This window comes from Parachryseolinea silvisoli, from assembly GCF_021190955.1.
Lineage (GTDB): Bacteria > Bacteroidota > Bacteroidia > Cytophagales > Cyclobacteriaceae > Ohtaekwangia > Ohtaekwangia silvisoli.
The window spans coordinates 1424514-1440756 of sequence record NZ_JAIOAO010000003.1 but is presented as its reverse complement, the minus strand read 5'-3'; the positions used below and the strand labels follow the sequence as shown (position 1 = coordinate 1440756).

Annotated in this window: 13 protein-coding genes; 3 read left to right on the top strand and 10 right to left on the bottom strand. The window is 50.3% G+C overall.

What is annotated here, in order from left to right:
- Positions 1–164: 164 nt before the first annotated feature.
- The 5 genes from murB to K7P01_RS22835 form a co-directional block, all read right to left on the bottom strand.
- Positions 165–1178 (bottom strand): UDP-N-acetylmuramate dehydrogenase, encoded by a 1014-nt coding sequence (murB, locus tag K7P01_RS22855; RefSeq protein WP_317987629.1) that lies wholly within the window; start codon positions 1176–1178, stop codon positions 165–167.
- Positions 1179–1282: 104 nt separating this feature from the next.
- Positions 1283–2521, bottom strand: coding sequence for a hypothetical protein (locus K7P01_RS22850; protein ID WP_267296898.1), 1239 nt, complete (start codon positions 2519–2521; stop codon positions 1283–1285).
- 8 nt (positions 2522–2529) lie between these two features.
- Positions 2530–3435 (bottom strand): PorT family protein, encoded by a 906-nt coding sequence (locus K7P01_RS22845; RefSeq protein ID WP_267296897.1) that lies wholly within the window; start codon positions 3433–3435, stop codon positions 2530–2532.
- Positions 3436–3468: 33 nt separating this feature from the next.
- Positions 3469–5202: a DUF1501 domain-containing protein gene (locus K7P01_RS22840; RefSeq protein ID WP_267296896.1), complete on the bottom strand. Its 1734-nt coding sequence runs from the start codon at positions 5200–5202 to the stop codon at positions 3469–3471.
- A 12-nt stretch (positions 5203–5214) separates the two neighbouring features.
- Positions 5215–7002, bottom strand: coding sequence for a DUF1800 domain-containing protein (locus K7P01_RS22835; protein ID WP_267296895.1), 1788 nt, complete (start codon positions 7000–7002; stop codon positions 5215–5217).
- Positions 7003–7222: 220 nt separating this feature from the next.
- Here K7P01_RS22835 and K7P01_RS22830 point away from each other — a divergent pair, with 220 nt between their 5' ends.
- On the top strand, positions 7223–8074 hold the full coding sequence (locus tag K7P01_RS22830) for a beta/alpha barrel domain-containing protein (RefSeq protein WP_267296894.1): 852 nt from the start codon (positions 7223–7225) through the stop codon (positions 8072–8074).
- Positions 8075–8139: 65 nt separating this feature from the next.
- Positions 8140–8763: a tetratricopeptide repeat protein gene (locus K7P01_RS22825; protein ID WP_267296893.1), complete on the top strand. Its 624-nt coding sequence runs from the start codon at positions 8140–8142 to the stop codon at positions 8761–8763.
- On the opposite strand, the gene dprA is transcribed toward K7P01_RS22825, so the two are convergent.
- From dprA to K7P01_RS22800, 5 genes are all read right to left on the bottom strand, one after another.
- Positions 8764–9906, bottom strand: a complete 1143-nt coding sequence (gene dprA, locus K7P01_RS22820; protein WP_267296892.1) for a DNA-processing protein DprA — start codon at positions 9904–9906, stop codon at positions 8764–8766.
- A 72-nt stretch (positions 9907–9978) separates the two neighbouring features.
- The gene (locus K7P01_RS22815) at positions 9979–10320 is read right to left on the bottom strand and encodes a MerR family transcriptional regulator (protein ID WP_254084132.1); all 342 of its coding nucleotides are present in this window, start codon (positions 10318–10320) and stop codon (positions 9979–9981) included.
- A gap of 1 nt (position 10321) precedes the next feature.
- Positions 10322–11416, bottom strand: a complete 1095-nt coding sequence (locus K7P01_RS22810) for a CapA family protein (protein WP_267296891.1) — start codon at positions 11414–11416, stop codon at positions 10322–10324.
- 84 nt (positions 11417–11500) lie between these two features.
- Positions 11501–12466 carry a M23 family metallopeptidase gene (locus tag K7P01_RS22805; protein WP_267296890.1) on the bottom strand — a complete coding sequence of 322 codons (966 nt, stop codon included), beginning with the start codon at positions 12464–12466 and terminating at the stop codon, positions 11501–11503.
- Positions 12466–13440 (bottom strand): M23 family metallopeptidase, encoded by a 975-nt coding sequence (locus K7P01_RS22800; RefSeq protein ID WP_267296889.1) that lies wholly within the window; start codon positions 13438–13440, stop codon positions 12466–12468. Before K7P01_RS22800 ends, K7P01_RS22805 begins: the two co-directional genes overlap by 1 nt.
- A gap of 179 nt (positions 13441–13619) precedes the next feature.
- Here K7P01_RS22800 and alaS point away from each other — a divergent pair, with 179 nt between their 5' ends.
- Positions 13620–16235 (top strand): alanine--tRNA ligase, encoded by a 2616-nt coding sequence (gene alaS, locus K7P01_RS22795; RefSeq protein WP_267296888.1) that lies wholly within the window; start codon positions 13620–13622, stop codon positions 16233–16235.
- The last annotated feature ends 8 nt before the right edge of the window (positions 16236–16243 follow it).

Below are 16243 nucleotides of genomic sequence, written 5' to 3'. Positions count from 1 at the left end.
TTTTGCCATAGCGTTTTTAATTTTATGTTTAAACTATACGAAAAGTAATAACAAAAAATTTATTCACAAAAATTTTCACGCAATTATTTTTAAGAGCGATTTTTTTTACAAGTACTCTCGCGATGATTTAAACGTGAATACAAAAAAAAATCACCGGATGTCGGTTACACTACGTTCACTTCGGGATGAATATCGATGTTGAATTTCTCTTTCACGCTGTGTTGTATCTGCAGCGCAAGTTGCCAGAGGTCGTTGCCTTTACCTCCACCATAATTGACGAGCACCAATGCTTGATGCTGATGTACGCCGATATTGCCGGTGCGTTTTCCTTTCCATCCGCATTGCTCAATCAACCAACCAGCCGGAACTTTTACCATGCCTTCTTCCGCGGGATAACCCGGCGCAGAAGGATAGTGCTGTTGCAACGCTGCATAGTGCGCAGCAGGTATGGTCGGATTCTTAAAGAAGCTCCCGGCGTTGCCAATCACGGCCGGATCGGGCAGTTTGCTTCGACGAATGTGAATCACTGCATCGCTGATGGCTTTCACGGAAGGCTCTGCATAACCCAGGGCAGTGATTGTTTCGCGCACAGCGCCATAGCTGATATTCAACGCATGATCACGCTTGGTGAGTGCTAATGTGATCGCTGTAATGATGTAAAGCCCTTTGGCCTGTTGTTTAAAAATACTGTCGCGGTAACCGAAAGCGCACGCTTCATTCGAGAAAGTGTGCACGTTGGCCGTGCGGATCTCGACAGCTTCCACTTCAACAATCACATCTTTCATCTCCGTACCGTACGCGCCAATGTTCTGCATCGGCGCAGCACCGGCCGTACCCGGTATGAGCGATAAATTTTCGACGCCCCCCCAACCGCGCTCGACGCAGTACAGCACCAGGGCATGCCAATTTTCGCCCGCGCCAACCTTTAATACGACCTGATCGTCTGTCTCTCGGACAATTTCCTTGCCCATGATCTCAATCTTGACAACCAGACCATCGAAGTCTTGCGTCAACAGCAGGTTGCTGCCACCGCCCAGCAACAATACTTTTTGTTGTATAAAAGCCGGGCTTTGTATCAGGGCTTGTACTTCCGATACGGAGTGAACCGTCGTAAATGCTTTTGCCGATGCCTGAATACCGAAGGTGTTATAAGGGGAGAGGTCGATGTTTTGCTGCACGTGTATGGGGTTTGTTCCGATGGGTAGACGGTAAAAAAACTTGTGCCTGAAACCGACCACGATGCAGGATGTCATCGCAGTGTTTTCAGGCACAAGTCTACGTACTACTTTACGTTCTCGGAAATTTCTCCCTTGGAAAGTTTGAAGAGGCAGATGCGGGAGAAGCGCCCAGCCACATAGGTAGTGCCGCACACGGCAAGCCCGCCATCTTTAGTAGGCGTGAGGCTGGCAACCTCATACGGATTGGAGAAGCCCAGGTAACGGCTGCTCATGAATGCGCCCGTGCTGGCGTCGTAGAAATAAAGTCCTATTTGTCGTGACTGTGTTGTACTGGCGTAGATGACAACGTCCTTTTCGTTGATCGTGGTACGCAGAATCTTCACGTGTGCTTCGGGTGTCAGCTCGGGCAGTGAAAAGCCGTTGGGATTCAATTCTGTGATATTGGTTTGCACGCTGGGTACGAGCTCTTGGCGGGGCAGGAAAAAATTGTCGCCAAAATTAAACGACGCCAACGCAACTTGATTGTTTCCCAGGGGAGCCAACGCACTCACACCACCCTTATATTGCTGCCCCAGGACTACACCAGACGGAGGAGCATCCTGTACAAAACTTGTAAAGCAGAGCGAAAGACTGTAATTGTAAAAGCCATTAAAGTAGTAGGGGCCATTTGGAATGCGTCCTGCTAAGAACGGCAGGCGTCTTCCTTTTTTGGTGAAGTGGTCTATAATCGCCGCTTCTACTTCTTTGTCGCCCCCCGGGCCAATGTCAAAGCTGGCACTTTGTAGTTGCGCCCCGGCAGTAGACAGTGTTTTGATGACAGTCTTCCGATCAACATTGTCATAGCCCATCATAATAATACTGCTCTCTGAGCTGGAGGCTGCCGCTGGATACGTAACGCCTACGTCGGACGCATTCGCCAGGTTACCCTGCTGATTGATGGTGATCATTTTTGCCTGGAAGGTCTGGACGTCGCGGCAAAAGAAATAAAAAGTGGTGTCGACTTGCACGAGATCACCCACCGGGCTTACATAATTAGATTCCAACTCATTCTCACGAATGAAATTTCCGTTTTTATCCGCCCGTATAATGTACGTATAGTAGAAGTTGGGATTGTTGGAGTTCGCATCCGGCGCGATAATTTCCTTAGCCGCCAATATAATGTATCCACCGTCGGCCGTTTGCTTGACGTCAATCGGAAAGTAGATCGCATTGAGCTGGTTGTTGTCGTAGATGCTGACAAACTTTTCGGCTTCGGTCCGGGGATCCGGTTCCTCACCGCACATCGTCAGCAGCGGGGCAATCAATAAAAGTAGGAGAGAGGTTCGTATAGTAGACTGTTGCATGCGGGAGATCATTTTTTGCGGTCGGCAGACTTAAAACTGTTTTCCAGGAAGCGCAGCGGGAAAAGACACCCCAGCGACACCGTGATGTTGTCGAGCAAAAGGTCGTCCATCGAGTCGCCAACACCAGAAAGTCGGTCGTTGTCATAGCGATTCTTGGCAGACGTAATGTTGCTCATGCCTGACTTGTACATCATGTCGAGGTTCAGCCGCACGTTGCCGAGCTTGTAGTACAAACCAGCGCCGCCAATCAATCCCCAATGGTTTTTGGCAAACAAATCTTTCGCACCGACAATGATGGGTTCGTTCTCAAATTGGCTTAGCCCACCGCTGGCGTTGTCGTTACCGGAAATGGTAACCTCTTTGGTGGCGTTCAACAGAACACCCTGATAGAACCCGGCCTGCAGATACGGACGCAGGCGGTTGCCAGCGACCTCATATTTGATCAGGATCGGAAACTGCAGGTGATCGACCTTCTGCAATTGTTCATACTCCAGCTGAACAAGCTGCCCGGCGTTTGTGCCACCTTGCCAGATATACGTATTGCTGTAGGAAAATGCAGTGTGCTGGTAAGTAGGTTGGAAGCTGAATGAAAAGCGCCGATAATAAAACGATATTTCGAACGTCACCTGGCTGCCTACCTGTTTGAACTTGTCATACTTCTTCGCAATCAGCGAAGGGTCATAGTTCGTCGGAGCCATAATGAAGTATTCCTTTTCAACACGGGGCTGGGAGAGGTTTATACCTCCCTTGGGTCCAAGCCACCATTGCTTCTCCAGGAATTTTTCAATCTCCTTACTCTGTTTGTTGTAAGCTGCTGCTGTCTTCTTTCGCTTCTTACTGCTGTTGTTGCTCTGCGCATATGCCAGGTTCATGGCCAGTAACCCGCATAGCAGCACGAGGTAAAGTCTTTTCATGTTGGTCGGTAGGTGTTAATCGGGGGTCAAGGGTTACTTTGTGATGACAAGTTTCTTCGCTTCTTTAAAGAAGCCACTTTTCAACTCATAAATATAAGTGCCTGCCGGTAAACCTGTTAAATCTACAGCTATTTTATGTTCTCCAACTGGATATAACCCGTTTACGAGGCTCTTCACTTTTTCACCCTTCTGCGTATACAGGTCTACGGTAACGTTATAGGCACTGTTTACATGGAAGACAATGGTGGTGGTGTCCTTGGCCGGGTTCGGGTAGCAATCTTCGAGGCGGAAGCGATCGCTGATAAAACCTTCCGAACTGGTGATGGTGCGTTGTGCGAGCGGCAACGTTTGGAAAGGTTGCCCTTCCACACCTTTGTGAATGCCGTTGGTGACCAGGCCCGGAAAGATGACTTCTAGCTGGGCGTCACTTACCAGCATCCAGTCGCGCATAATACTGCCGAATACCTCGCGGTAATCGTATTGCATTTCGACTGTGCGTTTAGTCAGATCAGGGTTCGTCCCCACAACGCCGGCCTGCACGCCACGACCAAAGATAAACAACGGCGCGCCTGTGCCGTGATCGGTACCGTAGCTGGCATTGGAGGCGACCTGCCGACCGAACTCGGAAGTGGTCACTGTTAATACTTCATTCTCATAGCCGCGGGCGCGTAAGTCCTGCTGGAACGCGTTCATAGCCGTAGAGATATGGTACATAAGCGCGGCATGCGAGCCCATGGTCGGGTTATAGGTCTCTACCTGGTCGGCGTGTGTATCAAAGCCACCTACTTTTACCAGGAATATTTTTGTTTGACAACCACCGGAGAGCAGGTTGGCAATGACTTTTAATTGACGTGACAGGGGATTGTCCTGACTACCTTCCGGCGCGTTGAACGGATATTTTTGCGGGTATACAATGCCGGCGTCGGAATTCTTGCCGTTTAAGTATTGCTGAGAAAGGCGTTTGGCGTATGACTTGGTCTTGTCTTCCAGGCCCAGAATCCATTTTAATTCTTTATAGTACGGCGAGCCGTTCAGGTATTCTGGAGGAATGCCACGCGGGTCGACAGTAGCCGGTATATCGTCAAAACCTTCAAGGCCGTCGATAAATTCACCAAATCCTTCCGGATCTGTGGGGATGGCAATGGACGTCGGGATGTTTCCATCCTGGTGGAAAATGAGCGATACGTCCGTGCCCATTTCGATGGCCAACGGGTCGGGCATCGTAGGGTTAGGGAAATCTTTCGGATATTCCATACCTAGGGGCGCATAGAGACCTTCCAGGTAGCGGCCGACCCAGCCCGATTGGAAGTAGTCATTATACGAGCCCCCCATATACCAGATATCTCGCCCGCGGAAGTGTGATCCATTGTTGTTTTTATACGAGACACCTTGCACAAGTGCCATACGGCCTTGATCATACAACGCCTTCATAGCCTGCATATCGGGATGCAAGCCGACTTGTGCATCGGACGGCAATGTGCTGTCGAGAGGAATATACCCCCGCGCATTGTTTTTAGACGGAATGGCGATGTTGGGACGTATGCTATAGTACTGATCGTATTTCTCTACGGGAATAACACAATTGAGGCCATCGTTACCACCATGCATCTGCAGGATGATAAGCCGTCTGTTCTCGCCGGCGGCAGCAGCCATTTGCGTCAATGTATTTTCTTCACCGAGTACGCGTACAGGTATGTTTGACAATGCAAAGGGAATGCTGGCAGCTACCGGTAATTTCTTTATAAAGTTTCTTCTGGATTGATTCATGGTCGGACGGAATTAAGAAAGTTGATACTCGGGTGTTTGCAACATGGCGTTTAGCAAATTCTGCAACGCACGGCGTATGTCGGCGTATTCGTCGGGGCGATTATTCCAATAATCAGCCCATTCGGCTTCGCTTAATATGCCGTCAAACATTTTGGCCAGGAACCAATTGAGGCGCTGGGAGGAGAGTGAAGAGTTGACGTCGTCGTCAGCGTCTTCAAACGTCAGGTTCTTGCTGAAAGGCAGCAGGTACTCAGCAAGGGTGCGAATCAGCAGCGGGGCGTCAGCAGCAACAGTACTGAAGTGCGTTTGAACAAACTGCCGTGCATCGAGCAGGTTAAAGACGTCGTCTTCCATGTTGTCAATGCCATTGATCACGCCGCGGACAAAATCGTAACGGTGGCCTAAGGTGTTGGGCGTGATCCACGCACGATGGTAGATTGGATATTGATGATACGCTTCGTAGCCGGCCACGTCAAAAGGTTCGAAGAAGCTCATGCCTTGACGATCCTTACCAATCACCGTGATGATACGGCTCGTCCGGCGATAAAATTCTGCGGGATCGGTTTCCATCGCAGGAATCGTGATGTCAAAGAATTTTAATGTACCGAGCGTCAGATCGATGGGTGACTTGATAATGGCGCCGAAATTAGCGTCATCCACAGGGTCAGCATCGATGGCCTCGTAAAAGTGTTTGCTCTGCAGCAGTTGTTTGATAACGGGTATCAGTTTGTAGTTATTTGCCTTAAAGGTGGCGACCATGTCGTCAATGACTGTCTCGATGGCTTGTGCTTCGGCATCGGTATGCGCCGCCCACACAAAGAAGCGGTAAATACGACGACAGATATTGCGTGCCGTTTCGGGCTGTGCATAAATGATATCGATTAACTGCGTGATTTCATCGATCGCACTTTCCTCGGTAGGGTTACCGCTGGGCATGAGGGTGGCGTCGGGAGTCACTTGCATGCCACCCAGGCGGTCTGAGAAGGTCTTCACGGTATTATCGTGTTGAGAGGCATTCTCGGCGCTGCCTTTTACTTTACCCCGGGGCAATAAGGTGTCGGGATCAAAACCGAAGGTGGTCTGTTCGGTAGCCAACGGGTCGAACACACCTTCCAGCGGCATGGCAGTTTCCCAGCCGGATAATGTGTATGCTGCCTGCCGTATATCGGACTCTTTGTATACCACGTAGTCACCTTGTTCCAGACCAGGCGGTAGCGGAGTGCCTTCCAGACCACGGCCGATGCTGTAAAGTTCGAACAGCTCACGCGCATAGTTTTCATTCACGCCGTTTACGCCTCCCTTTACATTGGTATCACCGTCCAGCAAACGGATCATGGCGTTGTCGATACTAACTTTTACTGTCAGGCTTTTGAAGTCCAGCGAAATGCCGTTCGGCAGTACGCTATTATTGGTGGCAAACAGCCGGTACAGCTGATTCTGAAAATAGAGTGAGCGAACATTATTCACCTTCGACTCAATCGTCGTAAAGTGTGTATGTAAAAAATACACCACCCGTTCGCGCGCCGCATGGGCAAGGGCGGTGTTAATATCCGTGATGCCGGGGCTCATCATTTGCCCCAGGAACCACTGCAGAAATTGATCGACCAGCACAAAGGTGTTGCTATTCACACCATCTTGAAAACCAGAATACACCCACTCCGTACCCGTCTTGAGGTCGATAGGCGGTGCCGGTTGGGGAAGAACTGTGTCGAACAACATGTCAACCGCCGAACTGGAGTTCATGTTGCCCACGGCATCAATTTGAGTCTTGCTGCCTCCAAAAGTCGCTCTTCTCAGCAAATGAGCGGCCCGTTTTGGGGTCAATGTTTCATTTAAGGGATCTAATGGCATGGAGTATGTTTGGTTTTGGACCGCTATATATCATGAGAATTGTACAAAAGTATTTAAATCGGTGACCAACTGCATTAGGCCACGACGACTGAAAGTTTTTTCCTATGGTTCATTGCTTACCAATTTCTTTACTTTTAAACTGCGTTGTATCACAGCATGTTATCGGCATATGAAAATCATTGAATGTCCACGCGACGCCATGCAAGGGCTGCCGGATTTTATTCCGACACCGTTAAAGTTACAATACCTGCAACAGCTGCTCACAGTAGGGTTTGATACCATCGACTTTGGTAGCTTTGTTTCACCGGCGGCAATACCGCAGATGCGCGACACGGCTGAGGTACTGGCCGGCCTGGATCTGAGCAACACGCGGTCGAAATTATTGGCCATTGTTGCCAATACTCGCGGAGCGACCGACGCCGCGCGCTTTGAGCAGATCACATACTTGGGATTCCCGCTCTCTATTTCGGAAACCTTCCAACGTCGGAATACCAACAAAACGATTGCTGAAGCGCTCCATACCTTGAACGAGATCCAGGATATTTGTAGAAAGAGCAATAAAACACTCGTAACCTACATCAGTATGGGTTTCGGAAACCCCTACGGTGATCCTTACGACACCGCGCTGGTGATACAGTTTGCCGAGCTGCTGATTGCCCGTGGCATTTCGATCATCTCGCTGGCCGATACAGTGGGCGTTGCAGAAGCGACCAGCGTGCGCACCTTGTTCCAATCACTGGCGCAGAAATATCCGGCAATAGAGTTTGGAGTACACTTACATGCCACGCCGGCTACTGCTATGACAAAGATCGCTGCGGCGTTCCAGGCAGGATGTAAACGCTTTGACGGTGCTATACGCGGTTATGGTGGTTGCCCAATGGCCAACGATGACCTGGTGGGTAACCTTCCGACCGAAACAATTTTTTCGTATTTGCAGACCCAGGGTGTAGTGTTTGACCTGGACCGTCACGCGTTTGAAAGGTCGCTAAAACTGGCGGATGAAATATTTCCAAAGCATTGAAAATATTACTTCGTACCCTGCAACGGGGATTAATCCTGTATTTTTGTTTAAATTAGATAATGATTATGAGGGCCGTCGTACCTTTTATATGTTTCGTGTTGATTTCAGGAGGGTTGATTGCGCAAGATCCTAAGGACGCTAAGGGATATACGCAAAAGGGGCGCGAACTGTACGAGAAACACGAGTTCATGGAAGCGCTGCTGAACATAAATAAAGCCATAGAGCTTGACAAAAACTTTGCAGCAGCGTACTACCTGCGGGGTAACATCAAAGATAACTTTGATGATCGCCATGGCGCTATGAAGGACTATAATTCAGCCATCGAGAAGAATGCCAAGTTTGCCGACGCATTCTTTGCGCGCGGTAATGTCAAAATGAAGTTACAGGATTATTACGGCGCCATTGCCGACTATACTTCCGCCATTACCATCAACGAAAACTATATCGAGGCATACTTTAATCGCGGCAAGGCCAAGCAATACCTGGAAGCGTACGAAGATGCTATTAACGATTGCTCGAAGATTATCGAGATCAACCCCAAGAATGTTGACGCGTTTTATATGCGCGGCATCCTGCGTATCAATTTCGGTGATCTAAAGAATGGTTGTCTCGACCTGAGCAAAGCCGGCGAGCTCGGCGACCTCAAAGCCTACGAGGCAATCAAAGAAAAGTGTAATCAGAAGGACTAATTAAGCCACAGCCATCGCTGCCGATTTACCGTGAGCCAGCATATTGATGCGGTAAGCGCTACCGGGCATTGGGGCGACTATTCCTTTTAGCTCCAGCGTCAATAGAATGCTGGCCAGTTGGCCAGGCGGAAGCCCTGATCGTCCGCTCAAAGCATCGATCATCAGCGGTGCAGCACTTTCCCACAACGTTCGTAGCACAGCTTGTTCTTCCGGCTCGTAGTCGCTGTATGCCGGCTCGGCATTCACCGCGGCCACAGGCCGTGGCGTCTCCCAGTTCATGATATACTCCAGGTCTTTTACGGACGTGAGTAGATTGGCCTTATGGGCTTTGATAAGTTGGTTGCAGCCGTTAGAGTATTGTTGGTGGATGCTCCCTGGGTACGCAAATACATCTTTGAAATAGCCATTGGCCAGGTCTGCTGTAATTAGCGCGCCTCCTTTATCGGCGGCTTCTACAACGACAAGGGCATCGCAGAGGCCCGCAATGATTCGGTTACGAGCAGGGAAATTATGGGCATCGGGTTTTGTGCCAAAGGGATTCTCGGTCACCAGGCCGCCATGCTGTAACATCTTGCGTGCAGTGTCACTGTGCGTAGCGGGGTAGATCACGTCGATACCGCTTCCGAGCACGCCTACTGTGGACAGGCCGTGTTTAAGGGCCAACCGGTGCGCCTGTATATCAATGCCATAGGCCAGTCCGCTCAGTACCAGAGCATCGTGTGCCGCCAGTCCTTCAAGAAATGACTCTAGGCAGGCCTTACCATACTCGGTGGATCTGCGGGTGCCAACAACGGCAACAATTTTTTTGTGTTCCAGGTTGAGATTGCCTTGTAGGTATAGCAGCGAAGGAGCATCTTCGATAGCCCGCAAGCGCGAGGGGTACTGCGGGTCGGTATAAAGCACCATAGAGACGCCTGCCTTTCGGGCGCGCGTTAGTTCTTCTTCGGCATGCTTCCACGGCGGCCCCTGACGGATGGCGTCAGCAGTGACCGGACCGACGCCCGGTATCTGCAGAAGCGTAGTGCGCGAAGCGCGGAAAACATCTTGAGCCGAGCCACAGTATGTTACCAGCTGCCGCAACGTGCGACTGCCAATGCCCGGAATAAAATGAAGTGCAATGCTGGAAAGCCTGTTTTGATCCATAAGAATAACACACAATAGATCCCCTAATATATTCGCCCAACACCGTCTTTCAAACGGCCCGCAAAGAATATTTTATCCCTGCAACTTATCGCGCATTTCCACCAGGAAGCTTCTCACGCGTTTCAGCGATTCGATCATTTCCATCTTGTCGCGCACAGCCTGCGTATCGTTACGCAGCATCTCTTTGGCCCCCTGCAATGTAAAACCTTTCTCTTTTACCAGGTGGTAAATGGTCCGTACATTGTCGATGTCTTCCTTGGTAAACTGGCGATTGCCTTTCCGATTCTTTTTAGGCTTGATAAGGTCGAATTCAGACTCCCAAAAACGGATGAGGGACGGAGCAACGGTGAACATTTCAGCTACTTCCCCAATCGAGAAATATAGCTTTTCGATTTCCTTTTCTTTATACGCCATGTTACTGAGCAAGGTAAGTAATTAAACCTTCTTCGTCAATTCGTATTCTCGTTTCCGGAAAATCTTTTTTAGTCAATTCCTGGATTCTTTTTAGAACTTGTTGCTGCGGATCGACGCGCACACCGGTGCCATAGGTTTGGTATGTCGAAGTGATATGTCCCTGGAGAAATTTACCGGTTCGGTCTGTATAGACCTTTACAATAGGGGCCATTCCGTTGACGCCCGTCACACTAATGCCGCGGTAGGTACAAAAGTTACCCATGCTATAGGCGATGAAACGGTCTTTATAGACCTCGACAGCGCGCGTAACATGTGGACCGTGTCCGAAGATGATGTCGGCTCCGGCATCGATCAGCGTATGCGAAAACTTGTAAACATCGCCGCGGTCCTCGCCATGAAATAATTCATGTGTGCGGGGTACATTTTGATACTGCGCGCCTTCCGCGCCACCGTGAAACGACACTATAACGATATCCACGAGAGAGTCGAGATGCTTTACCAGAGCCCTGGCACCTTCCAGGTCGTTCAGCGGCACGCAATTGCTGTTGGGAGCGAAAGCCACCAGACCATAGCGCACACTGTCCTTTGTAAAAATGGTAGTCTTCTGGTTCATCTGGCCGGCATGGAGAATGCCCGCGGCCGTCAGGGTCTTCATGCTGCTACTGCGGCCCGCCTCCCCAAAGTCTCCAGCGTGGTTGTTCGCCAGGCTCATGATGTCAAAGCCCGCGCTGACCAGGTTTTTAACATAACGCGTTGGCGTGCGAAAGACATAGCACACTTTCGGATCTTTACAGGTCTTGGGAGTGCCCCCGGAATCAAGCAACGTGCCCTCCAGGTTGCCAAACGTAACGTCGGCATCGCGCAGAATCGGTTCAACCTCCTTCATCAGAAAACCGCCGTCGGCAGAAGGGAGTTTATCCTCCGGATAGGAGGTACCCATCATGATATCACCCACGCCCACAATGGTGAGGGTATCTTTCCGGACAAATGCCACGGTGTCGCCGGAGGCCGCGGGGCGCACGGTGGAATCGGGCGTTACCTGGGCCAGACAAAGGGTGGAGAAATTAAATAAGCTGACCAGTAATAAGATGCGCATCATCAACGATTTATGTGAGCGCAAAGAAACAGAGAATTGGTAACGAGTCAAAGCCTTGCACGCAAGTTTTGACCCTGAAAAACATCAGTCGAGCGGACGGTCTTGGCGGCTGCCGATCTCGATCAATTTTTGGTACTCCTTGTTGCTCAGGTCGCGTTGAAAGAAATTGATCGGATTTACGTGTTCCCCCTTGAATAACACTTCATAGTGTAAGTGTGCCGCTACGGAGTTTCCGGTGCTGCCCACATATCCAATCACCTGCCCACGTTTTACCACGTCGCCTTCCTTAACAGCAAAAGCTGACATATGTGCATACCGTGTTTCAAAACTGTAGTGATGGTTGATATACACGACGTTTCCGTATGAGCTTGATGTATAGGCCATTGTCACCTTACCGTCGCCCGTAGCGTATATCGGCGTGCCGGAAGGCGCCGAGAAATCGAGGCCTTTGTGATCCATGTATTTGTGAAAGATCGGGTGGAACCGCGAGCCGTAGGTCAGGTGCAGTTGGTCGAGTTGTTTGTTGCTGATGGGCTGAATGGCGGGGCGTGAAGACCAGGCTTCGAGCTTTTCGTTCACCATCGCCTTCAGTTTGTCGTACGACTGTACTTCGACATCCAGTTGGTGCCGGAGGTTTTGGACGGAAGTATAACTGTTAAGTACTACCGGGAAATCGCCCAGGGCCTCCGTGTCTATTTTGATGCTACCACCAACACCGGCCTGACGCTCGCTGGGTTGAAGCGGTTCGGCGTCGAGGATCACACGGTAGTTATGATCGTCTTTTTCAATCAGCTGTTGTAGCTCGGCCGTGGCTTTGCGCGTACGGTTTTCGAGTACCTGCCATTGTACCTTCAGTGTGTGGTTTCTTTCTTGAAGAATGATTTCATCGATCGACCCCACATGGAGTACGTAGCCGTAGTAAGCAGCCAGCGCCACTGTCAGCGATGCGCAGAAATAGGTGGCGTACCGTTTCCAACGGGCTTTGCCCTTCAGCCGCCAAGGCTCGTACCGGCACGTCTCTGCGTTATATTGATATTGAATGCGTGCCATTAATCGAGCGACTGGTTTTGTTTCTTGCTGCGTTCAAGCAGTTGGTTATGTTGCTTGGTCGTCATATTCTCGATAAAATATAAGACCGGGTCGACGTGCTCGCCATCGCGTATCACTTCATAATGCAGGTGTGGGGCGATGGAGCCACCGCTGTCACCAACGGTACCGATAGCGGTACCTTTTGAAACCTGCTGTCCGGTCTTTACGTGAATTTCTTCTAAGTGGGCGTAGCGGGTGGACAAGCCGTTACCGTGATCGATCACGATCGAGTTACCATAACCTGCCCGCAATTCGCTCTTGTTAATGCCGCTGACGTGCCCGCCCGCTGTGGCGCGTACTGCTGTGCCGCGCGGAGCCACTAAGTCTACACCGGGGTGCAGGTAGAGGCCCTTGTGAAATGGATTAACGCGCTTGCCAAAGCCAGAGACCAGCACGTCCGGATTAGTTTCATCCAATGGCTGGATGGAAGGCAGCGATGTAAGCAACGCAACGTCGTTAGGTTCTACGTGGATGCTTTCACCAAAGGCACGATTGGTCCCGGCCGACTTGGCCGACAATTCAACGGAACGATCGCTGATCACTTTCAGCAATGAACGAAATCCGGAAGCATCGGCTACCAGCACATCTTCCTTGTGCACCGACGGCAACGCCGTGCTGGTTTCCGGAGGGGCAGTATTAAAAAGCTTGGTATACAGATCCTTCTCCTGCGTGCGCAGGGTGGCAAGTGTTGTTTCAATAGCCTCCAGGTTCTCTTCTAACAGAGGTTTATTCTCTCTTAAGATCTTATTCTCAGCGCGTAGCGCGTGTTCATAGTCGGTCTCGACAAAGCGGTTGTGTAAAAATACGATCGCCGTCAGGAGCAAGGCTGACAACGACAAGATACTGAATACAGCCCCCAGAGCACCTTGCCACGTCACGCGTGCGCGCTCGTACTGACAGGTCTTCGGGTTATAGATGTACTTCGGATGCTTCATGTGATTCGAGGAGAGGTCCTTGTCAGCAAGTCGTCGAAAGCCAGAAAAAATTCTCCGATACCTGCTTAATCTCTGTCATCTGCGGTTAATTTTGTGATTTTCCGTTCCGAATTTTGTCGGATCAACGGGCTAATATAGTAAAAAACGCATAGTAGCAAGCTTAAACAACGCATCAGGTAATGGATTCGGGTTCGATCAGACGTAAGTTTCTGGAGTTTTTTGAGAAAAAAGGCCACACAATCGTGCCTTCAGCACCCCTGGTACTGAAGAACGATCCCACACTTTTGTTTACAAATTCAGGCATGGTCCAGTTTAAGGACTACTTCCTGGGCAACGCCCAGCCGAAAAATCGCCGCGTGGCCGATACCCAGAAGTGTCTGCGTGTCAGCGGTAAACACAACGACCTGGAAGAGGTAGGCATTGACACCTATCACCATACCATGTTCGAGATGCTGGGCAATTGGTCATTTGGTGACTATTTTAAGAAAGATGCCATTGCCTGGGCTTGGGAGTTGCTTACAGAAGAGTACAAACTCCCCAAAGATCGCCTCTATGTGACTGTATTCGAAGGCGATGCAAAAGAAAACCTTCCCTTTGACCAGGATGCCTACGACTTCTGGAAAGAACACATAGCCGAAGACCGCATCTTACGCGGGAATAAAAAGGATAACTTCTGGGAAATGGGTGAAACCGGTCCATGCGGTCCTTGCTCAGAAATTCACGTCGACCTGCGTTCGGAAGAAGAGGTAAAGAGACTGCCTGGTAAAGAGCTTGTTAATCAAAGCCACCCCCAGGTCATTGAGATCTGGAACAACGTGTTTATGGAGTTCAACCGAAAGGCTGACAAGTCGTTGGAGAAACTCCCGGCGCAACACGTCGACACCGGCATGGGCTTCGAACGCTTGTGCATGGCCATTCAGAAAAAGACGTCAAATTACGACACCGATGTGTTTACGCCACTGCTGAGCTTCATCGGCCAGGCCGCAGGTGTAGCGTACAAAAATAATGAGAAGACCGACATTGCCATGCGGGTTATTGCTGACCACGTGCGGGCAGTGGCCTTTGCCATTGCTGACGGTCAGCTGCCTTCCAATACAGGAGCGGGATATGTTATTCGACGCATCTTGCGCCGCGCCGTGCGTTATGGCTTTACATTCCTGAATTTTAAGGAACCGTTCATTTATAAATTGGTGCCCGTATTAGGCAACCAGTTGAAAGAGGTATTCCCGGAGCTGGAATCGCAAAAAGAGTATGTTGGCAAAGTGATCTTCGAAGAAGAGACCTCGTTCCTGCGTACGTTGGAAAAAGGTTTGAAACGCCTCGATATAATTCAGGCTGAATTGAAAGGCCAGGTGATCTCCGGCACGTTAGCATTTGAATTGTACGATACATTCGGCTTTCCAATCGATTTGACGTCACTCATTGCCCGTGAGCGGGGTCTATCGGTAGATGAAGACAGCTTCAAAGCCGAGATGGAAAAGCAAAAGTCGCGCTCCAAAGCCGATGCGGCAAAAGAGACGGGAGACTGGATTACCGTCGGTGCAGAGGTAAAGCCCGAATTTATAGGTTATGACCACCTGGAAGCGGACATACGCATCTTGCGCTACCGCAAGATCAAACAAAAGAATAAAGAGCTATTCCAACTGGTATTTGATCGCACACCGTTCTATGCGGAAAGCGGTGGACAGGTAGGGGATACCGGCTACATCGAAAGTGTCAACGAAAAGATATATATACAGGATACCCGTAAGGAAAACGAGCTCATCGTGCATTTCACCGAGGTGTTGCCGGAAAACCTACAGGCATCTTTCCATGCGCAGATAGACAAACAGAAGCGCCAGTTGAGCATGGACAACCACTCGGCTACACACTTGCTGCACGCGGCGCTACGCCAGGTGCTCGGCAAACACGTAGAGCAGAAAGGCTCGTTGGTAAACGATCGCATGCTGCGCTTTGACTTCTCACACTTCTCGGCGATGACAGCCGGGGAGATTCAGAAGGTAGAGCATATTGTGAATCAAAAGATTCGCGAGAACATTGCACTGGATGAGAGACGCAACGTACCCATCGAGGACGCTAAGAAACTTGGTGCGATGGCATTGTTCGGCGAGAAATATGGCGACCATGTACGCGTCATCACCTTCGATCCGAAGTTTTCCGTCGAGCTTTGCGGCGGTACGCATGTGCGGGCTACAGGCCAGATCGGCTTGTTCAAGATCGTATCCGAAAGCTCCGTGGCCGCTGGCGTACGACGCATCGAAGCGATCACAGCCGATGAAGCCGAGCGCTACGTAAGCGAATCGCTCGGACTGCTTGACCAGGTCCGCGATCTGTTCAAAAATCCAAAAGACCTCTTGGCGTCGACCCAGGGACTGTTGGAGGAAAAACATGCCTTGGAGAAAAAGCTCGAAGCTTTTCAGCAGGAGCAAGCCAATCAGTTAAAAGATCAACTGGCGTCGCGTGCTCAGAAGGTTAACGGCTACCACCTCATTCTCGAGAAAGTCACTGTTTCCAGTGCCGACGCCCTGAAAAACATAGCCTATGGCTTGCGCAACCAGTTTGACGACTTATTGTTAATACTGGCCGCCGACGTCGAAGGCAAACCCCAGGTGGCCGTCATGTTGGGCGATAAGCTCGCCGAAACCAACCGTTATCATGCCGGCAACATGGTGAAGGAGCTCGCCAGGGAAATCGGCGGCGGTGGCGGCGGACAGCCCTTTTTTGCTACCGCTGGTGGAAAGAACCTCGATGGGTTGAGTGCTGTGCTGGAAAAAGCACGTAAATTGATCCAGTAAGTGCCAAT

Excerpts from the sequence above, each read along its gene's own strand:
- K7P01_RS22850 (WP_267296898.1), bottom strand. The coding sequence starts at position 2,521 with ATGCAACAGTCTACTATACGAACCTCTCTCCTACTTTTATTGATTGCC.
- K7P01_RS22845 (WP_267296897.1), bottom strand. The coding sequence starts at position 3,435 with ATGAAAAGACTTTACCTCGTGCTGCTATGCGGGTTACTGGCCATGAAC.
- K7P01_RS22840 (WP_267296896.1), bottom strand. The coding sequence starts at position 5,202 with ATGAATCAATCCAGAAGAAACTTTATAAAGAAATTACCGGTAGCTGCC.
- K7P01_RS22830 (WP_267296894.1), top strand. The coding sequence starts at position 7,223 with ATGAAAATCATTGAATGTCCACGCGACGCCATGCAAGGGCTGCCGGAT.
- K7P01_RS22825 (WP_267296893.1), top strand. The coding sequence starts at position 8,140 with ATGAGGGCCGTCGTACCTTTTATATGTTTCGTGTTGATTTCAGGAGGG.
- dprA (WP_267296892.1), bottom strand. The coding sequence starts at position 9,906 with ATGGATCAAAACAGGCTTTCCAGCATTGCACTTCATTTTATTCCGGGC.
- K7P01_RS22815 (WP_254084132.1), bottom strand. The coding sequence starts at position 10,320 with ATGGCGTATAAAGAAAAGGAAATCGAAAAGCTATATTTCTCGATTGGG.
- K7P01_RS22810 (WP_267296891.1), bottom strand. The coding sequence starts at position 11,416 with ATGCGCATCTTATTACTGGTCAGCTTATTTAATTTCTCCACCCTTTGT.
- K7P01_RS22805 (WP_267296890.1), bottom strand. The coding sequence starts at position 12,466 with ATGGCACGCATTCAATATCAATATAACGCAGAGACGTGCCGGTACGAG.
- K7P01_RS22800 (WP_267296889.1), bottom strand. The coding sequence starts at position 13,440 with ATGAAGCATCCGAAGTACATCTATAACCCGAAGACCTGTCAGTACGAG.
- alaS (WP_267296888.1), top strand. The coding sequence starts at position 13,620 with ATGGATTCGGGTTCGATCAGACGTAAGTTTCTGGAGTTTTTTGAGAAA.